The sequence below is a fragment of the Pontibacter diazotrophicus genome, assembly GCF_003367245.1.
Classification (GTDB): domain Bacteria; phylum Bacteroidota; class Bacteroidia; order Cytophagales; family Hymenobacteraceae; genus Pontibacter; species Pontibacter diazotrophicus.
This window is the reverse complement of sequence record NZ_QRGR01000007.1, coordinates 261,310-282,974: the sequence shown is the minus strand read 5'-3', so window position 1 is coordinate 282,974 and position 21,665 is coordinate 261,310. Positions and strand designations below refer to the sequence as shown.

General features: G+C 48.9%; 18 protein-coding genes. 8 read left to right on the top strand and 10 right to left on the bottom strand.

The window, feature by feature from the left end; translation table 11 throughout:
• Positions 1-4: 4 nt before the first annotated feature.
• Positions 5-1,459: an L-lactate permease gene (locus tag DXT99_RS07865; protein ID WP_115564970.1), complete on the bottom strand. Its 1,455-nt coding sequence runs from the start codon at positions 1,457-1,459 to the stop codon at positions 5-7.
• 64 nt (positions 1,460-1,523) lie between these two features.
• Entirely contained in the window at positions 1,524-2,516 is a 993-nt protein-coding gene (locus DXT99_RS07860; RefSeq protein ID WP_115564969.1) for a 2-hydroxyacid dehydrogenase, read from the bottom strand.
• Positions 2,517-2,870: 354 nt separating this feature from the next.
• Here DXT99_RS07860 and DXT99_RS07855 point away from each other — a divergent pair, with 354 nt between their 5' ends.
• Positions 2,871-3,923, top strand: a complete 1,053-nt coding sequence (locus tag DXT99_RS07855; protein WP_115564968.1) for a proline iminopeptidase-family hydrolase — start codon at positions 2,871-2,873, stop codon at positions 3,921-3,923.
• 190 nt (positions 3,924-4,113) lie between these two features.
• Here the strand turns inward: DXT99_RS07855 and DXT99_RS07850 are convergent, their stop codons facing one another.
• Complete coding sequence (locus tag DXT99_RS07850) at positions 4,114-4,848, bottom strand: head GIN domain-containing protein (protein WP_115564967.1); 735 nt, start codon at positions 4,846-4,848, stop codon at positions 4,114-4,116.
• A gap of 257 nt (positions 4,849-5,105) precedes the next feature.
• Between DXT99_RS07850 and DXT99_RS07845 the strand changes: the two genes are divergently transcribed.
• On the top strand, positions 5,106-6,587 hold the full coding sequence (locus tag DXT99_RS07845; protein ID WP_115564966.1) for a DUF6056 family protein: 1,482 nt from the start codon (positions 5,106-5,108) through the stop codon (positions 6,585-6,587).
• Positions 6,588-6,618: 31 nt separating this feature from the next.
• On the opposite strand, the gene DXT99_RS07840 is transcribed toward DXT99_RS07845, so the two are convergent.
• From DXT99_RS07840 to dnaB, 5 genes are all read right to left on the bottom strand, one after another.
• Positions 6,619-8,529, bottom strand: a complete 1,911-nt coding sequence (locus tag DXT99_RS07840) for a RecQ family ATP-dependent DNA helicase (RefSeq protein ID WP_115564965.1) — start codon at positions 8,527-8,529, stop codon at positions 6,619-6,621.
• Positions 8,530-8,750: 221 nt separating this feature from the next.
• A complete protein-coding gene (locus tag DXT99_RS07835) occupies positions 8,751-9,551 on the bottom strand; it encodes a transporter (protein WP_115564964.1) in 801 nt (266 codons plus the stop codon).
• A 53-nt stretch (positions 9,552-9,604) separates the two neighbouring features.
• Positions 9,605-10,405, bottom strand: a complete 801-nt coding sequence (locus tag DXT99_RS07830) for a transporter (RefSeq protein ID WP_115564963.1) — start codon at positions 10,403-10,405, stop codon at positions 9,605-9,607.
• Positions 10,406-10,587: 182 nt separating this feature from the next.
• The gene (locus DXT99_RS07825) at positions 10,588-11,367 is read right to left on the bottom strand and encodes a hypothetical protein (RefSeq protein WP_115564962.1); all 780 of its coding nucleotides are present in this window, start codon (positions 11,365-11,367) and stop codon (positions 10,588-10,590) included.
• 355 nt (positions 11,368-11,722) lie between these two features.
• Positions 11,723-13,291: a replicative DNA helicase gene (dnaB, locus tag DXT99_RS07820; protein ID WP_394851322.1), complete on the bottom strand. Its 1,569-nt coding sequence runs from the start codon at positions 13,289-13,291 to the stop codon at positions 11,723-11,725.
• A 169-nt stretch (positions 13,292-13,460) separates the two neighbouring features.
• Between dnaB and DXT99_RS07815 the strand changes: the two genes are divergently transcribed.
• Complete coding sequence (locus DXT99_RS07815; RefSeq protein ID WP_115564961.1) at positions 13,461-14,840, top strand: UDP-N-acetylmuramate--L-alanine ligase; 1,380 nt, start codon at positions 13,461-13,463, stop codon at positions 14,838-14,840.
• A gap of 16 nt (positions 14,841-14,856) precedes the next feature.
• Positions 14,857-15,663: a 3'-5' exonuclease gene (locus DXT99_RS07810; RefSeq protein WP_115564960.1), complete on the top strand. Its 807-nt coding sequence runs from the start codon at positions 14,857-14,859 to the stop codon at positions 15,661-15,663.
• Positions 15,664-15,769: 106 nt separating this feature from the next.
• Here DXT99_RS07810 and DXT99_RS07805 read toward each other — a convergent pair whose 3' ends face one another.
• The gene (locus DXT99_RS07805; protein WP_115564959.1) at positions 15,770-16,399 is read right to left on the bottom strand and encodes a hypothetical protein; all 630 of its coding nucleotides are present in this window, start codon (positions 16,397-16,399) and stop codon (positions 15,770-15,772) included.
• 14 nt (positions 16,400-16,413) lie between these two features.
• Positions 16,414-17,214 carry a M48 family metallopeptidase gene (locus tag DXT99_RS07800; protein ID WP_115564958.1) on the bottom strand — a complete coding sequence of 267 codons (801 nt, stop codon included), beginning with the start codon at positions 17,212-17,214 and terminating at the stop codon, positions 16,414-16,416.
• Positions 17,215-17,583: 369 nt separating this feature from the next.
• Between DXT99_RS07800 and DXT99_RS07795 the strand changes: the two genes are divergently transcribed.
• From DXT99_RS07795 to DXT99_RS07780, 4 genes are all read left to right on the top strand, one after another.
• A complete protein-coding gene (locus DXT99_RS07795) occupies positions 17,584-18,195 on the top strand; it encodes a fumarylacetoacetate hydrolase family protein (protein ID WP_115564957.1) in 612 nt (203 codons plus the stop codon).
• A complete protein-coding gene (locus tag DXT99_RS07790; protein ID WP_246000528.1) occupies positions 18,155-20,083 on the top strand; it encodes a M23 family metallopeptidase in 1,929 nt (642 codons plus the stop codon). Before DXT99_RS07795 ends, DXT99_RS07790 begins: the two co-directional genes overlap by 41 nt.
• An 8-nt stretch (positions 20,084-20,091) precedes the next feature.
• Positions 20,092-20,544 (top strand): thioredoxin-dependent thiol peroxidase, encoded by a 453-nt coding sequence (gene bcp / locus DXT99_RS07785; protein ID WP_115564956.1) that lies wholly within the window; start codon positions 20,092-20,094, stop codon positions 20,542-20,544.
• Positions 20,545-20,772: 228 nt separating this feature from the next.
• Positions 20,773-21,630, top strand: a complete 858-nt coding sequence (locus DXT99_RS07780; RefSeq protein WP_115565041.1) for a transketolase — start codon at positions 20,773-20,775, stop codon at positions 21,628-21,630.
• Positions 21,631-21,665: the final 35 nt, after the last annotated feature.

Genomic DNA, 21,665 nt, shown 5'->3' with positions numbered 1-21,665 from the left:
TTGCCTAATTTCCAAGTACCAACCACCCCATACCTAACAGCCCCACCAGCAAAGCAGCCAGCAGCGTGGGCAGCATGTTGTTGGAGAGTATGGTACGGTAGTCTTTGATATTGGCGACGGAGGCTGCGGCAATGATGTTGAACAGGCAGATGGCATTGCCAATAGAAGCCCCTGTTAATTGCAGGGCAAGAATGGTAGTCGGGGCAATGTTAAGCGACATGGCTGTCTCTGATTGCGAGGCACCGAATACTACGTTCGAGATAGTCGTGCTACCAGTAATAAAGGTACCCATCACCCCTACAAACGGTGCGACCACCACATATGCCTGCCCCATGGCACTCATCATCTCGGCGATGTAGCGCACCATGGAGGGTTGCGTTTCGCCGGAATAAATCATGAGCTGGGCAATGGCAACAGAGGGAAAAAGTACCACAAACACATCACCCATTTTCTTTAGCGGCCCGCTCAGGTACAGGGACTTGCTTTTTTTAAAGTAGGCCACCCCCAGTCCCACTACCACAAACGGCAGGAAAGGCGAGCCCAGCGGTCTGATAGCCCCACGAATAGCAGTACCGAACATCTCCGGAAAAACCAGTTCCCATCCAATCCACATACGTAGCGGTTCCCACAGTTTAGGCAGCAACAGCAAGAGCGCCAGCACTCCATAGGGCAGCCAGGGCTTGAGGTCAATCTTGCTTTTGCCCCGCCCCAGGTAGAGCACCGAAAGCCCCAGCATGGTTAAGGCTCCCAGTATAGTAGCCAACTCCGGTACCAGCCAGGCAAATACGCAAAAAGGTATGGCAAAAAAGGCGTATAGCACCAGCACCTTCTTTTTATGCTCCAGCGGCCCATGTTCTTTGGCCACCATCCGGAAAACGAGCAGCAGCATCGGTACACCTGCCAGTGCAATCATCAGGGCGGCTATGATGCCAATAGCATTCACTTCTTCAGCAGACAGCCCCAGCGGCACCTGCAAACCAATAAGAATGGGTGTGCCCACCGCACCAAAAAGAGCCACCATCCCATCAAACAGCAACACCACCGACACCGAGAGCACGGCGCTGAAGCCAATGGCCATGAGTATGAGCGGCACAATGGCGCCCGGTGTACCAAAACCCGCTACTCCCTCAAAGAAAGCAGAAAGTCCCAGTGCCAGCAGGAAAAAACGTATCTCTTTGGAGGGATGCAGCCCGTCGAGCGAATGGCTGATCTGGGTGATCATTTCTGTTTGCGCCATGATATTGTAGAGGAAAACCGCCCCCAGCACAATCAGGAGTATGTTGAGGGTAGTGAGCAACGAAACGCCCAACGCAGCCAAGTATTGGCTACCCCCTGCTCCCCAGTAGAAAAACAAAACCGTAGTAGCGGCCCAACCCACCATCACCGCCACCTTCACGCCCCTTGCCAGTGAGAGCACCACCAGAATCAGGATAGGCAACAGGGAGAGGATATAGATCATGCTTATATACCAGTTATCAAGAAGGGTTTCACTTGTTTTCCAGAGCAGCTATAAGTATCAAAACCTATGGCAGCACCTCATTTTTCAACGCTTTACCTTCTTCAAAATCCGATATATTCTGCAATGTTACGGAGACAATCCCTTGCATGGCATCGCTGGTAAAAAAAGCCTGATGCCCCGTTATCAGCACGTTATTAAATGAGAGCAAACGCATGAATACATCATCCTGAATCACGTACTCTGACTTATCTTCAAAGAACAGGTCTGCCTCCTCCTCATACACGTCCAGCCCCAGGTAACTAATCTTTTCAGATTTCAAGGCTTTAATCACTGCCTTTGTATCTATCAGCGCACCCCGGCTGGTGTTAATCAGCATTACTCCTTTCTTCATCTTATTTAATGATTCCGAATTGATGATATGGTGGGTTTGCGGTGTGAGCGGGCAGTGAAGCGAGATGATATCAGACTGGGCATAGAGGGTATCCAGGTCAACAAGCTCTACTCCTATTTCATTTGCCTCTGCCGGTTGGGCAATGTCGTAGCCCAGCACTTTGCACCCAAAGCCTTTCAGGATAGCAGCCGTTACCAGCCCGATTTTCCCTAAGCCTATTAGTCCAACAGTCCTGCCATGAAGGTCGAAACCCATCAATCCGTTCAAGGCAAAGTTTCCTTCTTTCACACGATTGTAGGCGCGGTGTGTTTTCCGGTTCAGGGTAAGTATGAGCGCCAGGGTATGCTCCGCCACCGAGTAAGGCGAATAGGCCGGCACCCGCACCACTTTTATACCTAAGGCTGCGGCAGCTTTGAGGTCTACGTTGTTGAAGCCCGCACAGCGCAACGCGACAAGCTTCACTCCCTGCTGCGCCAACTCTTCCAGCACTTGGCTATCAGCCTGGTCATTCACAAAAATACAGACAGCATCATGGCCTTTAGCCAGCGGTACCGTGTGCCTGTTAAGCGGCACCTCCAGAAACTCCAGTTCATAGTTGTAGGCTGCATTATTTTTTGTGAAAAACTGCTTATCGTATTTTCTGGTGCTGAAGAAGGCTACTTTCATGGGAGCAGATTAAAAGGTTAAACAATTGCGCTATAGTGATAAGGCTAATCGTAATTTATAATTCTGTAATTCTAAAATACAAGTTACGCGATAGCTGCTTTTAAGTATATGACAGATGCCTTGTCTGAAACTGACTTTTAGCTTTTTCTAGTATGCTAATCAAATGTATTTGCCCATGTACAAGCATGTTCTAAGCCGACGCGACACTCATATCTTACTAATGATTAACCACTTGAAAGATTTTTAAATCATTGGCTTAGCCTATCCGCTAAATAAATGTTCTTAAACTTTTGTGGGCAAAAACAAATTACTTAGCTTCTAACCACATTTGTACTTTAAGCTCTCTTGATAAACATGAAAAAGCTTTCTAAGCTACTATTTTCCTGCGTTGTCATTTCTGCGCTTTGCACCAGCTGCCAGCGTGTGGAAGAAACGACAACCACAGAAACAACAGCCAACAGTTACCTGAATTATAAAACGCCCGGCGAGGTACAGACAGGCGGCATACAGATGATTCCGCTAAAGGAAGGTTATAAGGTATGGACGAAGCGCTTCGGCAATAGCCCTACCATGAAAGTGCTTCTTCTCCACGGCGGCCCCGCCATGACGCACGAGTATATGGAAGCTTTCGAAAGCTTTTTCCCGGAGGCCAACATCGAGTTTTACGAATACGACCAACTCGGTTCCTACTACTCTGACCAGCCGGAGGATATGTCGCTTTACAACATCGACCGCTTTGTGGAAGAAGTAGAGCAGGTGCGGCAGCACCTGGGTCTGGATGAGAGCAACTTTTACATTCTGGGCAACTCCTGGGGTGGTATGCTGGCCATGGAATATGCCTTAAAACACCAGGACAAGCTCAAGGGACTCATCATTAGCAACATGACCGCCAGCTTTCCAAAGTATGCTGTTTACAACGCGAAACTACGGAGCGAAATGCGCCCCTCCCTCATCGATTCGCTGGAGGTATATGAGCAACGGAGTGACTTTATGAACCCGGAGTACCAGGCGCTGGTGTACGAAAACTACTATAAGAAACACCTGTGCCGGCTAGAGGATTGGCCAGATCCGGTGAATCGCAGCTTTAAGCATGTGAACCAGAAAGTGTATGAATACATGCAAGGCCCAAGCGAATTTGTGCCGGGTGGCATCCTGCAAAACTGGGACCGCTGGGACGACCTGAAGCAGCTGACTGTGCCTACACTTACTGTGGGCGCCAAATATGACACCATGAACCCGGAGGAAATGAAGGAAATGAGCCAGCTGGTGCAGAACGGCCAGTACCTTTACTGCCCGAATGGCAGCCACCTGGCAATGTGGGACGATCAGCAGGTATTTATGGATGGCGTCATTAAATTTATTAAAGACGTGGATGCTGCCCAGGCAAAAAGCAAAACCGCTATGTAAGCCCACTTTCCTGTTAATCATCTTATAACCAGAAAAACCCGGACAGTGACGCTACACATGTCCGGGCTTTTCTGGTTTACTTTGTGAGTATCAAAAGAAGGAAAATACATGCTGCAGCTCAGTTTGCTGCTTCTGATAGTGCGAATATCTATCGTTTTTTCTCCTTTGTCCTGATACTGTTGTCTACCAGTTACCGCTTCACCAATTTGCCGGAGCCACTGATGTTGGAGTTTACAGTAGGGTTGCCGTAGTAGTATACCTTTCCACTTCCTGAAAGATCAACAGTGAGTGATTTGCTGGCCCTAACCTCTGCTTCGCCAGAACCGGACAGGTTTACCGTTACATCTTCGGCTGCCAGGTTAGATGTTGCTGCGGTTCCTGAACCAGACATGTTGATGGTTTGAATATCTGTTGTACCGCTAAGCAATGCCTCTCCCGAGCCAGTCACCCGCATGATTACTTTAGATGCCTCTACCTCCAGATCAACTTTGCCAGAGCCATTGACCTGCACGGGCAACTCATCTACTACCAGTTTATTTTCGCTGTAAATCCGGCCGGAGCCGTTCAGGTACAGGGCCTCCACCTCGGGCATGGTAATGTACACCTCCACAAGCTCACTCCTGCGCACGCAGCTTTCATGTTCAATTTCCCACTTTCCGTTTCGCACCCGGGTGTTCAGATTACTTAAAATGTTGGACTCCCCTTTCACCTCCACCCGCTGTGGTTCGCCTTGGGTAATGTATACTTTGAAATCGCCATTGGCTTCCACTTCGCTAAAGGGCTGCAAGGTTAAGGTGCGTTGCTCCACATTGCCATCCCCTTTTATACAATTCACATCATCGCAGGCACTCAGTAATAGGAAGCTACACAGTACAAGTGGCCACTGAACTGCTTTTCCCAAACTTAAAGAAAAGTACTTTTTCATGTTTTACTTTGATTTAGTCGTTGATTAAAGAGAAGAGTCAGAAAAAACCACTGGCGTTGCATGGCAACCCTTTGAATAGCCCTTAAGAGCAGTTTAATATTGGGAAGGCGGGAATATGAGGGGTGAGAATGACCGTAACAGAGGCGAAGTACGGGTTCAGACGAAATAGGCATTTGCCAACCTCCAGGGCAAACTATCCCTTCAACTTAAATAGCAGATTTGTCTATATTTGAAGCCTCAATGCCTTATAACCTGCTATGCCGCATTCTACCGGAGAAAGACATAAAATAAACTACATTATGTTCCTGTGCATCGGGCTATTGGTGCTGCTCCCCTTCCTGTTCCTAACACTGTACAACCACCCGCAGGCTGATGACTTTGGCTTTGCTGTCAGGGACATGACGTATGGCTTTTGGGAAACACAGGTAAATTATTACATGAACTGGACTGGAAGGTACTTTAGCACGACAACGGCCTTTCAGATTAATCCCGTCATCTATGGAAATTTTGACAGGTATAAGGTATACTCCCTTCTCCTCATCCTGCTGTTAGTTGTATCCACCTGCCTTTTCCTCCACAAACTTCTTCAAAGGCATTTTAATGTTTTAAAAACGCTGGCGTTAGCAGCGCTGCTCTTATGCCTTTACCTGATGCAACTACCAAGTGTGTCAGAAGGCATGTTTTGGCTGCCGGGATATCTGACTTACCAGTTACCGAATATCATGCTGCTGCTGTTACTGGCCCTTCTCATCAGCTTCTTCAGGACAGGTAGCAGCAACTATAAGGTGCTTTATGTTGCGTTTGCTGCTTTGCTTTGTGTCGCAGTAGTGGGCTCTAACGAAATGTCCATCGTGATGGCTTTTACTACTATCCTGTTTATACTTTATCATAACCGGAATGACAGGCAAAACAGACTTTACCTGCTTTGCCTGTTCATCCTTTGCGTTGTCGCCATTTTAGCTGCAGTGCTTGCCCCTGGGAACTATGCCCGCATGGAAGAACACCCCAACGCCTCGAAGCCGCTGTGGGCAACTATCTATGCCGCCTTCCTGACAGTATTAAGTTTTTACAGGTGGCTTGCTCCCATTCTTGTAGCATCAGTACTTTATGTCATTTACTGGGGGTTGCCTTTAGCAGACAAAACTAAAGCCTCCAGCTTCTTTGAAGTAAACCTCCGGCTCTCGTTATGCCACTACATTGTCACGCTTTTTCTGATGCAGTTTGCTTTTACCTGGGCTGTTGGGGAACGGCCAACACCAAGGGTTGAGAATGTGATTTACTTCTTCTTTGTGTTTGGCTGGTTTTATAATGTGCAGGTAGCTCTTACCAAGTATGCGCACTTGCTGCAGGCTGAACGCAGGCTATCACCCATTTTACCGCTTGCCGTTATGTTCCTCTTCATCCTGCAGGTATTTGCTATAGACGGCAACATTGCAACGGCATATACTGATTTGCTTTCAGGCAAAGCCACTGCCTATAACAGCGCGTTGAATCAAAGATATGCTTATCTGAAAGAGTCCGATTGTGACACCTGCAGCCTTGCTCCGCTTCCTGCCATACCGAAAACGCTCTATTTTATGGATGTGGTAGAAGGAGAAGAAAACAGCAGCTTTTGGGTGAACATAGACTATGCCGACTACTGGAGCAAATCGGCTGTGTATTTGACGGCACCTAATCCTGAGATAAAAGACAACGTGACGACACTGCGAGAGGCAGGCAAGGAACTGATTGGAAACTAATTTCTATCATTTCGGCAGCCTGAGATCTCTCCTACTCTGCCGCCTCCAGCTTTCCACTTTCCTTGTACTTTAAACGCCCTACATCTACCAGTTCCCGCACAAGCGATGTCACCGTTTCCGCGTGTTTCGGTTCAAACTGCTGTACCAGCTCTTTGGGTAAGCAGGCCTGCGCTTTCACCAGTGTGAGCACCTTTACCCGAAGCGTTTCCTGCTCCGCCCCCTCCCGCTCTTTTTTGCGTTCGGCAAGACAGTAATCGCAGATGCGGCAGCGGTCATCTGTAACCTCTCCGAAATATTCCAGAAGCAATTGCGTACGGCAGCGGTTGGAGGTGGTAACATAACGCCCCATCTCTTTGGCTTGCAGCAGTGCCCGCTCACGCAAGGCAGCCAGCTGCTTTGTGTCCAGGGGCAGGCCGTTCGCATCTTCGCGGGGCTTAGTGAACACAAGCTGGGGCGAATCGTGCTGCGGCTCATATGCAATTACCTGCAGTTTGTGAAGATACTCCAGTTTACGCCGTACCTCCTGTTCCGGCATGTTCAGTTGCTTCGCCAGCCTCCGCTCCGACAGCTTAACATAATTGGTAAATGCTTCGCCACCGTATATGCGCAGGATTATCCGGATGAATTGGTCATGATCCGGATTGGCCAGTTGGAACTCATATAGCGCCAGGTTATCGAGCAGCAGCATGAGCCGCGACGGCATATAGTATCCCTCATTCAGTTGCAGGTATCCTTCTGTCTCCAGCCGTTTGATAGTGTGGTGCACCTCCAGCGGCTGCAGTTTGTAGTTTTTTGCGAAGTCGGCCAGGTCAAAGTCGAAGCTGCTCATCAGGCCACTGCCTACCGCCAACTGATAATAATTAGCGAGGCACTGGTATACCCTCCTGATATATTCGATAGACGGATGCGCCTCCTGCACCTTCCGCTGCAGTTCCGCTACATCATTCGGACCATTCAGTATCACCGCATAGGCATACTTCTCGTCACGCCCGGCACGGCCTGCCTCCTGATAATAGGCCTCCAGGCTCTCCGGCAGATCGAGGTGCACGACCAGTCGCACATCCGGCTTATCAATGCCCATACCAAAGGCGTTGGTGGCTACTATTACCCGCACCTTATCGTCTATCCAGCTTTGCTGCGCCGCATTGCGCATCTCAAACTTAAGGCCCGCATGGTAGGCGGCGGCTGAAATACGGCGGCTCTGCAGGAATTTGGCAACCTCCACGGTTTGGCGGCGGCTGCGCACATACACAATGCTCTGGCCCGGCATGCGCTGTAGTATCTCCAGCAGGCGGTTTGCTTTATCCTCGGTGTCCAGGCAGGAGTAAGAAAGATTTGCCCGTGCAAAGCTTTTTTGGAAAACATTTGGCTTCGGGAAAGCGAGTTTCTCCTGTATATCCTGCTTCACCTGCGCGGTGGCGGTGGCTGTTAAGGCGATAACGGGTACTTTGGGCAGTACCTCCCGTAGCTCGGCCAGTTGCAGATAGGGCGGGCGGAAATCGTAACCCCACTGCGATATACAATGCGCCTCATCCACAGCAATCAGGTTCACCCTCATGCGCTTTACCCGTTCCTGAAACAGTTCTGTGAGGAGGCGCTCCGGCGAGAGGTACAGAAATTTCACATCGCCATACACGCAGTTGTCTAAGGCAATATCAATCTCCCGGCGATTCATTCCCGAGTAGACAGCCAGGGCACTGATGCCTCTTTTATTCAGCTGCTCTACCTGGTCCTTCATCAGGGCTATCAGCGGCGTGATAACGAGGCACAGCCCCTCCATCGCCAAAGCAGGCACCTGGAAGCAGACAGACTTGCCACCACCGGTCGGGAGCAGCGCCAGGGTATCCTCCCCTGCCAGCACCGAGCGGATAATGTCTTCCTGCAGTGGCCTGAAGTGTGCATAGCCCCAGTAGGTTTTTAAGATGTGGTGGATGTCCTGCAAGAATCTGTTCTATTTAAGAAGCGAAGATAGGACATAAGAAATCAGACACAAGAATAAAAAGAGCAGACACAATACTTCTTGTAGCGTAGCGCATTCATTCACAGTATTTTGAAGAAAGGTCTCAAAGCAAAAATGACATAATCTTTGTGAAAGCGACAATAGCCACTAAAATTAAACAAGATGTTCCTTCAACAACCTGCTGTTGTCATTTATTGACTACACTACCGGGGCAGCCTTACAGAATAGCCGGTAGTTATGAATAAGTCTGGAGCTGCCCGGCTCAATCCAATCCCTGCCGCTACATCCAGCTGCATATTTTGCCGCACAATAAAAAGCACCCCTGCGTCAGCCTGATGCGCTGCACGTGAACCTTCGGCATTTGTTCCGAATACCTCTGCATATACCGCCACCCTATAGCTCAAATCACCGCTCACCTTAAAGGCATATTTCGTTTCGGTCCCTTCCTCCACCCAACCGTAGCCGAGGGTATAGGTAAGAGATAAATCAGGTGTGATGGTATTGGTGAACCCGAGTCTGAGTTCAGTGTCGGTATAATTTGAGACCATGTTACTATTGCCGACAGGTAACGAAACGGTTGCCGTTAAAGCGGCTTGCGGTAACACACCGGCTCCCTTCCACATGTAAAGCCTGAAACCAGCCCCAAGCGGCCCTATACCATTTACTTTCCGGTAGCTGTTATACTCCCGAATCACAGAGTCCTGAAAAGCCCCATCCACCCGCAGTTCAAGCCTTTCAAGTAAACCATAGCGGAGCGATACAGTGGGATAAGCGTGTGTCTTGGTCTCCTGTTCCTCCGCAGTATTCTTCTGATACAGGAAACCCGACTCTATCTGTAGTGTGCTTTTAGGAACCACAGTTGTACCCTGCGTCTGGTCTGGCCTGCCTGTAGAAATTCGCCCTAAGTCCTCCTCCTGTTCCTGCGCATTCCCCTGCTTCACCAGAATAAAGAGAAGAGCCGTTATCAGGAGAAACGCCTTTTGTATGGTTGGCTTTATGTTCATGCAGGTGTCATATCAGGATAGCTACTTATCTGGTGCAGGTGGCAAAGCGTCTGTTATCGTGGTATTCTCCAGCTGAATCCAGCTGTGAAATAGTAATCCGGTGCCGCATCGTTTAGCGCTCTGCCGGCTGCCACATCCAGCTGCAGGTTTGGCAGCAGCATATACATAAGGCCACCATCTACTGCATGTTCTGCCTCTTCGCCTTTCTGTTTATCACCGTACACCTCTCCAAACGCAGTCAGTTTATCTGTAATATCATATCCCAGGCTAACGGCATAGCCTTTCACCGGGTCGCCACCCACCCAGCCATAGACCAGGTTATAGCTCAGGGCCAGGTTATCTGTCAGCGAGTTTTTAAACAATGCCCTAAAATTCGGATCGGGATTTTCTGGTCGGAAGGCCCGGCTGCCTATAGGTAAGGTAACCATAGTCATGAGTGCAGCCTGTGGCCTCAGGCCCTGTTCATCCCAGAGCTTTACCTTGGCACCCAAGGTTAAAGGCGCAAAACCACTTGTCCGGAAGCGGGTGCGCCTCTCCATCACAGAGTCCCGCAGCGCAGACTGCACCCGAAGCTCCAGCCAGTTCAGCACACCCAGGCGAACCAGCGCAGTAGGATAGGCTCTTATCTTCTGCTCCACCCCCATTTCTGTATCCTCCTGAAGGAAAAAACCTGTTTCCAGCTGTAAGGTACCGCGGGGTACCAGCGAGGCCGCCTCTGCCTGGTCCGGCCTGTCTGTTTCAAACTCCGGCACCTCTTCATCCTGACAATGTGCTGGCTGCACGAAAGCAAGCAGCGCCACCACTACAAGCAGCCACCTGAACTGTGAAGTAAGTTGAGTATAAATTCTATCCATTTCTTATCACTTGCTGTCTTATCACTTGCTGTTAAAGTGATTTTATACGGCGCCTGCTGCACAAAGCTTGGTATTAAGAATTAAAATTAGAGTAAAGGAAACTATGTGGCTGTGTGCAAGACAGAAAAAGAAAAGACCTGCCCCTTAACAGGAGCAGGTCTCAGAAGTGTAAAATTTTATGATTACGCCGCCGCGGACTGACCGTCTTCACGGTCTTCGATTACTTTTTTCAGTTTCTCGATAGCTTGCGCAGCGCGTTCTTCATCAAAGCGGTTGATGTTGAGCAGCATTTTAGTTTTCTCCTGGCGCGTAATAGTCGGGTTGTTCAGCAGGCTGATGATTTCCTCTTTCTGCTTTGCCGATGCATAACGAACGCTGGCACTCTGTTGCTCTTCTTCAGCCACCACCGGTGTGTTGTTGGAAGAAGACTTCATTGTTGCCTTCTTCTCGGTTGGCACAGCTGGCTTGGCCGCCTGATCGTTGCCGCTGTAATCCATTTCCTCCGCAGGCGTTGGCTCGTAACCAGCAGCGCGGATAATCCAGGCCAGGATATTACGGTAAGCTTTACCTATGGCGCGTGTCTGCGCCATAGAGGCTATAGCGAACTCCTGGTAGTACTTTTTACCTTGCTCACGGTTAGAGCAGATAGCAAAACCTGCTCCTACCACCTGCTGGCTGCGCAAGTCAAGCAAATTCACCTTTGCCTGGTACTTTATCTCATCGTCGGTGCTGATATTCACCACATGCTCTACCACTGGCAGAATCCCGAGGCGGGAACCGGCATATTGCCAGCCTTCCACATTCACGTATTCTTTGCCTTGTATATTCTGATAGAGACGGTTCTCTTTAATAAACTTTGCCAGGTCAATCGCTAAGTGAAGCGTCTCATCAGACTTGGATATATCATAACTTTCGACCTTAGGTTTTTTCTGCACCTTTGTCTCTTTATTCTCTTGATTCATACTCATTTAGCCTTTTATCTTTGTACATTAATTAAACAGAGCAGATAAACAAATAGTGCAAAAAACAAGAAAAACAATGCATTATATAAGTCTGATTCTCAGCGACTTAAAAATTATTTTTAATTTATTTTTCACCTACTGCACTGCGGGCGTCTTTTGGCTAAAAGTTGAGAAAAAGGGTGGAGTATTGATACGAAATTTTCAGGGTTAAAGATGTGGGAAGGGCAAAGTTTGGAGAGAAGGCAGTCACACTATCAGTTTAGCAGCGATGAAATTAACAGAAAAAAGAAAAGCCACTGGCATCAAGTGCGCAGCGGCTAATCTCCTTTGGCTTATCTTGGTTGTTGTGTGCTACTTAAAACGGCGGCTCCTCATCGAAGTTTGATGTTGGGAAACCACCACCACCACCGCTGCCACCGTCGTTCATGCGGCTGCCTAAGCGGATGGCACCTGGTGTTTCAGTATCGAAGGTTGAGTTAGGCAAGGCATTGAAGCCTCCCATAGCATCCCCTCCCCCGAAATCATTGTCCAGGTTTGTAAATTTAGTATACTTACCAATAAATTTCAACTGCACGTTTTCCAGCGAGCCGTTACGGTGCTTGGCAATAATCACTTCTCCTACGCCGGCTGTCGGGTTACCCATTTCGTCTTCGGTGATGCCGTAGTACTCCGGCCGGTAAAGGAAAAGCACCATGTCCGCATCCTGCTCAATGGAACCGGATTCACGAAGGTCAGACAGCTGCGGGCGCTTGTCGCCACCACGGGTTTCCACGGCACGGCTGAGCTGCGACAGGGCGATAACCGGCACGCTCAGCTCCTTGGCCAGCATCTTCAGCGCCCGTGAGATAGAGGCAATTTCCTGTTCGCGGTTACCACCACCCTTGCCGTCTGAGTTACCGCTCATCAGCTGCAGGTAGTCAATAATAATCATCTGTATATCGAACTGGGCTTTCAGACGGCGGCACTTGGTGCGCAGCTCGCGGATTGAAAGGCCAGGGGTATCATCAATAAAAATAGGTGCCTCTGTTAACCTGGAGATTTTATGGTTAAGCTGTGCCCACTCGTGGTCCACGAGGTTACCTTTCTTGATTTTCTCTGAATCCAGCTCTGCCTCAGATGAAATCAGACGATTCACCAGCTGCAGCGACGACATCTCGAGCGAGAAGATAGCCACTCCCTTTTTGAAGTCAACAGCGGCGTTGCGCATACAGGAAAGTACGAAGGCCGTTTTACCCATCGCAGGGCGGGCTGCCAGAATCACAAGGTCAGACTTCTGCCAACCGGAGGTCACGCGGTCCAGGGCGGCAAGGCCACTTGGCACACCCGTCAGACCATCCTCCTGCTTACGCTTCTCCTCCAGTTCTTTGATAGCGGCATGCATGAGCGAGCGCATGTCGTCGAAGTTCTTGCGGATGTTGGATTCCGATACTTCGTAGAGACGGGCCTCCGTTTTATCCAGCAGTTCAAATACGTCGGTGGTATCTTCAAAGGCACTGGAGAGGACCTCTGAGGAAATAGAGATTAAGTCCCGCTTAATTGAGTTTTCCGTGATAATACGGGCATGGTACTCAATGTTAGCGGCCGAGTTTACGCGTGTGGTCAGTTGCGTGACATAATAAGCTCCGCCTGCCAATTCCAGTTCTCCGTTCTCGCGCAATTCGTGCGTCACGGTCAGGATATCTATCGGCTCCGACTTATCGAACAGGCCAATAATAGCTTTAAAAATGCGCTGGTGTGCCTCTTTATAAAAACTCTGTGGCCGTAAAATGTCGATCACTGAGGTTAGGGCATCTTTTTCCAGCATCAGAGCGCCTAACACAGCCTCCTCCAGGTCAAGTGCCTGCGGTGGCTTTTTGCCCAATTCCGAAACAGCAGGCGCTTTCTTTTGCCAACTGTTACGGTTGCCCGCCTGCCGCACATTCATTTTCATCTCCTCCATAGGTACAAATTTAAAAAACATGCCAGGCAAGTAATCCACACACCCCTCCGAGTAATCCACAATCATATACAAGATATCAACATAATAGGGTTCTGCTATTTTAATTTAGGGAAGGACTTCTAACTTTGCCTGCTTGCAAACATATTGCTTAGATATGGAGAAGAAGGAATTACAGTATATACACCTCATTGCCATGGGTGGGAGCATCATGCACAACCTTGCCCTCGCGCTACATGACAAAGGCCTGAAGATAAGCGGTTCGGACGACGAGATTTATGAGCCTGCCAAAAGCAGACTGGCAGAAGCCGGGTTGCTTCCTGAAAAGGAAGGTTGGTTCCCTGAGAAAATTGATGCCCGGCCAGACGCCGTTATACTGGGTATGCACGCCCGCCCCGACAACCCGGAACTGAAGCGTGCGCAGGAGCTGAACATTCCGATTTACTCTTTTCCTGAGTTCATCTATGAGCAGAGCAGAGATAAGCAGCGCATTGTCATTGGCGGTAGCCATGGCAAAACATCCACCACCTCCATTATTATGCACGTGCTGCAGCACCTTGGCCGCAAGTTCGATTATGCTGTTGGTGCACAATTGGAGGGCTTCAACCGCATGGTGAAGCTTTCAGAAGATGCTCCTGTCATTATTATAGAAGGTGATGAATACCTCTCCGACCCTATTAAACGCGTTCCTAAGTTCCACCTGTACCATCACCATATTGCGGTTATTACCGGTATCAGCTGGGACCATATTAACGTATTCCCGGACCCGGAAATGTACCGCGAGCAGTTCCGCATTTTTGCTGAGATGACTCCAAAAGCTGGTACGCTCATCTATAACCAGGATGATGAGCAGGTGCAGTTAGTGGCGGTGCCCCGCAACCCGGCCGATATCGTGTACATCGGTTATGGTGTGCATGAACACAGCATCCGGAACGGCAAAACTATTCTGCATACTAAAAAAGAGGGTGATGTGGAGATACCGCTGTTCGGAGAGCACAACCTGCGCAACATCAGCGCAGCCAAGGAAGTGTGTAAGAAAATAGGTGTGAAAGCGCATGATTTTTACGAAGCACTCAAAAGCTTTAAGGGTGCTGCCAAGCGATTGGAGAAAATCGGCGAAAAAGGCAACAGCATTATATTCCGGGACTTTGCCCATGCCCCTTCCAAAGTAAAAGCAACCACCGAGGCTGTGAAAGCACAATTCCCGGAGCGTGAACTGGTGGCCGTGCTGGAACTGCACACTTTCAGCAGCCTGAACAAAAGTTTCCTGCCACAGTATGCCGGTGCACTGGATAAAGCGGATGCTCCTATCGTGTATTTCAGCCCGAAAACAATAGAGCACAAGCGGATGGAGATGCTCACAGAAGACGAACTGAAAATCGCTTTTGAAAACGAGCGTCTGCACGTGTTCAACGATGCAGAAGCTTTGCAAAAGCACTTGACGAGCCGGAACTGGCAAAATGCCAACCTGCTGCTCATGAGCTCCGGAAACTATAACAACATGAAAATGGAGGCGCTAACGAAGGCGGTTCTTTAAATAAAAAATTATTGCTATGAAGTTAAACTTAAAGCGCCCCATCGTCTTCTTTGACCTTGAAACAACCGGCACCGACATCTGCAAAGACAGAATTGTGGAGATAAGTGTACTGAAAGTAATGCCGGATGGCGAGGAAATCCTCAAAACCCGCCGTGTGAATCCTACTATTCCCATCCCGCTGGAGTCGAGCCTCATCCATAAGATTTATGATGCCGATGTGCAGGACTGCAAAACCTTTAAGCAGATTGCCAGGGATATGGATCAGTTTCTGAAAGGCTGCGACCTGGGAGGGTATAACCTGCTGCGTTTCGATATCCCTTTGCTGGCGGAGGAGTTCCTGCGCTGCGATATCGACTTTGATATTGACAGCCGGAACGTCATCGACGCCTGCCGTATTTTCCATCAGATGGAGCAGCGCACCTTATCTGCCGCTTACATGTATTACTGCGATAAAAAGCTGGAGAACGCCCACAGCGCCGAGGCCGACACAGTAGCTACATACCACATTCTAATGGCACAACTGGACCGTTACCAGCACACTCCTGTAGAGGTGGCCGAAGGCGTGGAAGAGTTCCCTATCCAGAACGACATGGAACTGCTGCATAAGTTCACGGTACAGAAAACCGCTGATTTATCTGGCCGCATCGTGTACAATAACGCCGGGCAAGAGGTATTTAACTTCGGCAAGCATAAAAATGTGCCGGTAGAAGAAGTACTGCAGAAAGAGCCGGGTTACTACGACTGGATGATGAAAAGCGAATTCCCACTCCAGACTAAAAAGGTGCTCACCCGCATCCGCTTACGAAAAGTGCAACTGTCGTAGGTACTGCTGAAAAGCAGAAAGACAATTCACTAACAAATATAGTACTGAAAAACAGACGCGGCTGCTAACATCATGTTAGCAGCCGCTTCTGTTTTACAGTATTGTGTTACTTATTACTATCAGAACGTCGTCGCTCGCTTCTCAAAGAAACATCCTTCAGCAGGCTGTTTCTTTCGGAGAATTTATGCGTGCAGTTATTACCAGGCGCACGCGACTCGCACTCACAACCGGTGATTTTGTTGCCTGAGAAGGTGAAGTAGCAGAAACCACAGCCAGCACCAGACTGGCACATATGCTTGGAGCCACTGCTACTCAGGTACAGGCTTTTATCTGCGGCCACATCCAACTCCAGCGCCATCGACCGGAAGGCACCGCTGCGCATGCCTAAGCCTACTAGATAATAAGCTGGCGTGTCAGTTTTTGTCTCCTGCACCTTCCGTATCATCACCTGGTCCACTACAGTACCATCCCCGAACTCCCGGATAAAAGGCTGCAGCAACTCCTCACGGGACACAATATATTCTACCGTATCAAAAACAACCTGACCCAGCAACCTGCCATCATAAGGCGCCACCGGCACCTCTCCTTCTCCTTCCTCACCTAATTCACTTTCCTCCCGTATCGCCTCACGCCTGGAGCAGGCAGAGGTTGCCACAACAAATAAAAGTAGCATAAACAAAAGAGTAGTCTGGCTTAACAGGGCAGAACGGAAGCGGGCAAAATTGTTTTTAACCATATTTTATAACAGGTTTAGTTTCCTTTATAATATTTAAGCGCCTCGGGCATGTAGTCGCGCAGGGTGCTTTGGCGCGTTCCGGCGCTTGGGTGGGTCGACAGGAACTCGGGTGGACCCTGCTGACCGCCACTTGCTTGTTCCATGCGCTGCCAGAACGGAATAGCCTCCCGCGGATCATAGCCGGCCATAGCCATAAACACAAGGCCTAATTTATCAGCTTCAGACTCCTGGTTACGCCCATACTTTAGCAGGCCCAACTGTGAACCTACACCGTATACAGACATAATCAGGTTAGAAGTAACCCCTGGTTGTGACCCTGCAAGTGCAGAGAGTGTCTGCCCACCGAACTGCTGTGCCAGCGCCTGGCTCATACGCTCGTTACCGTGTTTGGCAATGGCATGGGCTATTTCGTGGCCCATTACCACAGCAAGGCCTGTTTCATTTTGTGCCACTGGCAAAAGACCAGAATAAACCACGGTTTTACCGCCAGCCATAGCAAAAGCATTTATCTGGTCGTCCTGTACCAGATTAAACTCCCAGTCAAAGCCTGCCAGTTCATCCTGCATGTTATTGGCTGCCATATACTGCTCCACAGCTTGCTGTATGCGCTTGCCTACCCGCTTCACCATGGCGGTAGCCTGTGCGTCTCTTGAAAGCTGGTGTTCACTCAGGAACTGCCGGTAAGCGGCATAACTTTGCTGCTGCATTTCTGCATCAGACACTAAACTAAGCTGTCGGCGTCCTGTGATGGGTACTGTCGTACAGGCAACCATCATAACCGCAGCTACAGCAAAAGCAACTATTTTCTTATACATTGTCATAGATTTTTAGTGATGTGAGAATGATTTCAAATTTTGAACCATTTTCAATCAGACTCAAATATAATACATTTAAAATTTGTGGAACGCTATATTTTCGAGCAGGCACATCATACAAATAACTCTCAAATCAGCCTAAAAACTAACGCTCACAATTGCACCGTTTATACGTCTGCTACGCTATAAAATGTTATTAATGGCTAATGACAACAATAACGGGAAGGCCAGCGGGTAAAACCTAAATATAAAGGCACAGTATATGCGGGATGCACCAAAGAAAAAATGGTGAATTATTTTATCAAAATTACTGTCCAGCAACATTAGAAACCCTATTTTTGAAGAACAGAACATCGACCTACACCCTTTATGAAAATATTAGCCATTGGCAGAAACTACGCAGAACATATAGCCGAATTAAATAATGAAGTGCCGGAAGAACCTGTTATCTTCTTTAAGCCTGACACGGCAGTACTTCGTAACAATGAACCGTTTTACTACCCGGAATATACCAACGATGTGCACTATGAGGCAGAGCTGATTCTGCGCATCAGCCGGGAAGGTAAGAACATCGACAAAAAATTTGCATACAAATATTATGACTCCATCGGCCTTGGAATAGACTTCACGGCACGCGACTTGCAGTCAAAAGCAAAGGCGAAGGGATTGCCCTGGGCTTTGGCGAAAGGTTTTAACGGCTCCGCTCCTATCTCGGATTTTTTGCCTTTAGACCAGTTCCCCGACCTGCAGAACATCAACTTTAAGCTGGAGGTAAACGGCGAGACAAAGCAGCAGGGAAATTCAAAAATGATGCTGCACACGTTTGATGACATCATCGCCTACATTTCACGCTTTATAACACTAAAAACAGGAGACATTATTTTTACAGGCACACCTGCGGGTGTAGGACCTGTGCAGATAGGAGACAGATTAGAAGGGTATGTTGAAGATAAAAAATTACTTGATTTCGAAGTTAAATAAGAAGCGGCTCTCGCTCGCACTACTTTCCTTTATTACCACATTCGGTGCGGCGGCACAGATAGCACCACAGCCAGGATACTTTTTGTTCCCGATAAAACCAGGAGAGCGCAATTACCTCTCAGGTACAATGGGTGAGATACGCTCTAACCACTTTCATGGCGGGCTTGATATTAAAACCGAACAGCGTATCGGGCTTCCGGTGCATGCTGCTGCGGATGGGTATATTTCACGTGTAAAGCAGTCCACCTACGGGTATGGCAACATTATTTACGTGACGCACCCGAATGGCCTTGTCACGACCTACGCCCACCTTTCTGCTTACAGTGAGCCACTGGCTACCTTTATGTTGCAGAAGCAGTATGAGAAGAAGGCCTTTGACCTGGAGCTTTTCCCGGAACCCAACCAGTTTCCGGTAATGCAAGGCGACGTGATTGGCTTGTCTGGTAACACCGGTGGCTCAGGAGGCCCGCACCTGCACTTCGAGATTCGCGACACAGAAGACCGCCTGTATAACCCGCTGAAGTATAGGTTTCAGGAGGTGCTGGATACGACTCCACCCGAAATCTATAGCCTGGGTATTACGCCCCTGAACATCCATGCCCGCATCAACAATGAGTTTAGCCGTGTGGAGTATCGCACGAAAGAGAAAGACAATAACTTTACCATAGCCGACACTGTTTTCGCCAACGGGCTGCTTGGGCTGGAGCTGCAGACAATAGACCGGCTGGACGGGGCCGATAACAAGAACGGCACGCAGGAGGTAACGCTGTACGTAAACGGAAAGCAGATCTACACCCATTACATTGACCAGGTGCCGTTTGAGCTGTCGCGCCAGGTATCGCAGCATATTAACTACAACCTGTATAAGCGCCAGGGCCGCACGTTCCAGAAAGCCTTTATAGACTATGGCAACAACCTGCCACTGTACAAGGCCAACGGGCGCCAGGGCAGACTGAGTGTGCACCCGGACTCGACGTACCAGGTACAACTGGTGGCCCGCGACTCATATGACAATGCCTCCACCCTCAGCTTTGTGGTAAAGGGGCAGCAGCCGTCATTTACAAAGACCTTATCCAAGGCAGTCAAAAAGCCTTCGCTCGACTATGAGCTCATCGGTAATGTGCTGAAAATTAGCGCTGGCGACACCAGCAGCACTGCCCAGAACATTGAGCTGCTGAAAGGCGGAAAGTCACTCCTGCTGGTGCCAAGTTACATGAAGGATAATCACTCCGTAGGTCTGTTTGACTTGCGCGCCGGCCTGCCAGACTCGATGCGTTTCTGTGGCGTTACCGTGCCGTTCCATTTCCAGAAGTTGATACCACCCGGGCAGGATGTGGCATTCTTAAACAACTACCTGAAAGTAGACTTCAAGAAGCAGTCTTTGTACGATACCTTATACCTGCAGACACAGCTGGACCGCGGTGTATATACGATTGGAGACTTCTTCACGCCACTGCACCAGGCCATGACGGTGACGATAAAGCCTGATACAACTGACGTGAAAGACAAGTCTAAAGCAGCCGTATACTTCTTAGGCACCGGGCGCAGCAAAGGCTATGTAGGAGGCACCTGGAATGAGAACAACACCATCACGTTTACCACCAAAAGCATGGGTAAATTCAAGGTGCTGGAAGACACAAAAAAGCCTTATATCAGGCTGGTGAGCAAGAACCGAAACCAGGTTCGATTCAAGATCTCAGATGACTTGTCAGGACTTAATTCCTATAACGCTTACGTGAACGGACAGTGGCTGCTGATGAAGTATGAGCATAAAACTGCTACCATCTGGTCTGAAAAATTAGATAAAAACATACCTTTGTCCGGTGAAGTTGTCTTGAAGGTGAAGGACAATGCCGGCAACGAAGCCACCTATACTACCACCATCTGATAAAACTAATGGAACTGAACATCGGAGACAAAGCCCCTGAATTTGAGGGCAAAGACCAGAACGGTAAAACCGTAAAGCTTAGCGACTACCGTGGCAAAAAAGTAATCCTGTATTTTTACCCAAAGGATAACACCCCCGGCTGCACAGCCCAGGCTTGCAACCTCCGCGACCATTACAGCGATCTGCAGCAGGAAGGCTACGAAGTGATCGGGGTAAGTACCGACGATGAGAAATCGCACCAGAATTTCATCAGCAAATTTGAGCTTCCGTTCACGCTGATAGCCGACACCGACAAGCAGATTGTGGAGCAGTACGGAGTGTGGCAGGAAAAGTCGATGTATGGGCGTAAGTATATGGGCACCATGCGCTTTACGTTCGTAATTGATGAGAACGGGGTAATCGAGGACATTATCCGGAAAGTAAAAACAAAAGAACATACTGGCCAGATACTGGCAAAGTAAGCAGATAGAAAAACGCAGCTGCCCGACCGGGCAGCTGCGTTTTTCGTATTTATAAAAAACTACAGCAATACGCTGGCAAAAGGCTGGTCCTACAATCTGGCAACCACACGGGAATCCTCTGAAATTCCTAAAAAAAGCCTTGAAAAGCTGTGATTATCGTAGTATTACTTGTATCACACTACATATTTGTTTAATATTCCCAATCATTAACTAATAATTCTATTGAAAGTGAATCCACACAACAAGAGCATTGATGAGCTGAAGGAAGTTGCAGCACAAGTGCGCCGTGATATCGTGCGCATGGTACACGCCGTTAACTCCGGCCACCCGGGCGGTTCCCTGGGCTGCACCGATTACTTTGTATCGCTGTACTTCAAGGTAATGAACTATAGCACTGATTTTAAGATGAATGGCGAAGGCGAAGACCTGTTCTTCCTGTCAAACGGCCATATTTCGCCTGTTTTTTACAGCACCCTGGCCCGCGCAGGCTTCTTTGATCCAAAAGAACTGGCCACTTTCCGCAAGTTAAACTCCCGGTTACAGGGCCACCCTGCCACAGAAGAAGGTCTGCCAGGTATCCGCGTAGCTTCGGGCTCCTTAGGTCAGGGTCTGTCGGTTGCCATTGGTGCCGCCCAGGCAAAGAAACTAAACAAGGATAACAGCCTTGTATATGTATTGATGGGTGACGGTGAACTGCAGGAAGGACAGGTATGGGAGGCAACGATGTATGCCGGCGGAAAAAAAGTAGATAACCTGATTGCCACCATAGACAGAAACGGCCAGCAAATAGACGGTTCCACAAAAGAAGTAATGCCGCTGGGTGACCTGCGTGCTAAGTTTGAGGCTTTCGGATGGCATGTAATGGAGGCAAACGGAAACAGCTTCGAAACACTTCTACCCGCTTTAGACCAAGCAAAAGCCGCTACAGGTAAAGGAAAGCCTGTGATGATCCTGATGGACACAGAGATGGGGTATGGCGTTGACTTTATGATGGGCTCGCATAAATGGCATGGCGTAGCACCAAACGATGAGCAGCTGGAAATTGCCTTACAGCAATTAGCTGTAAACGAGGCCGCTGACTACTAAACAACACAAAGCAATACCGGACTTTGTGCTGTCTC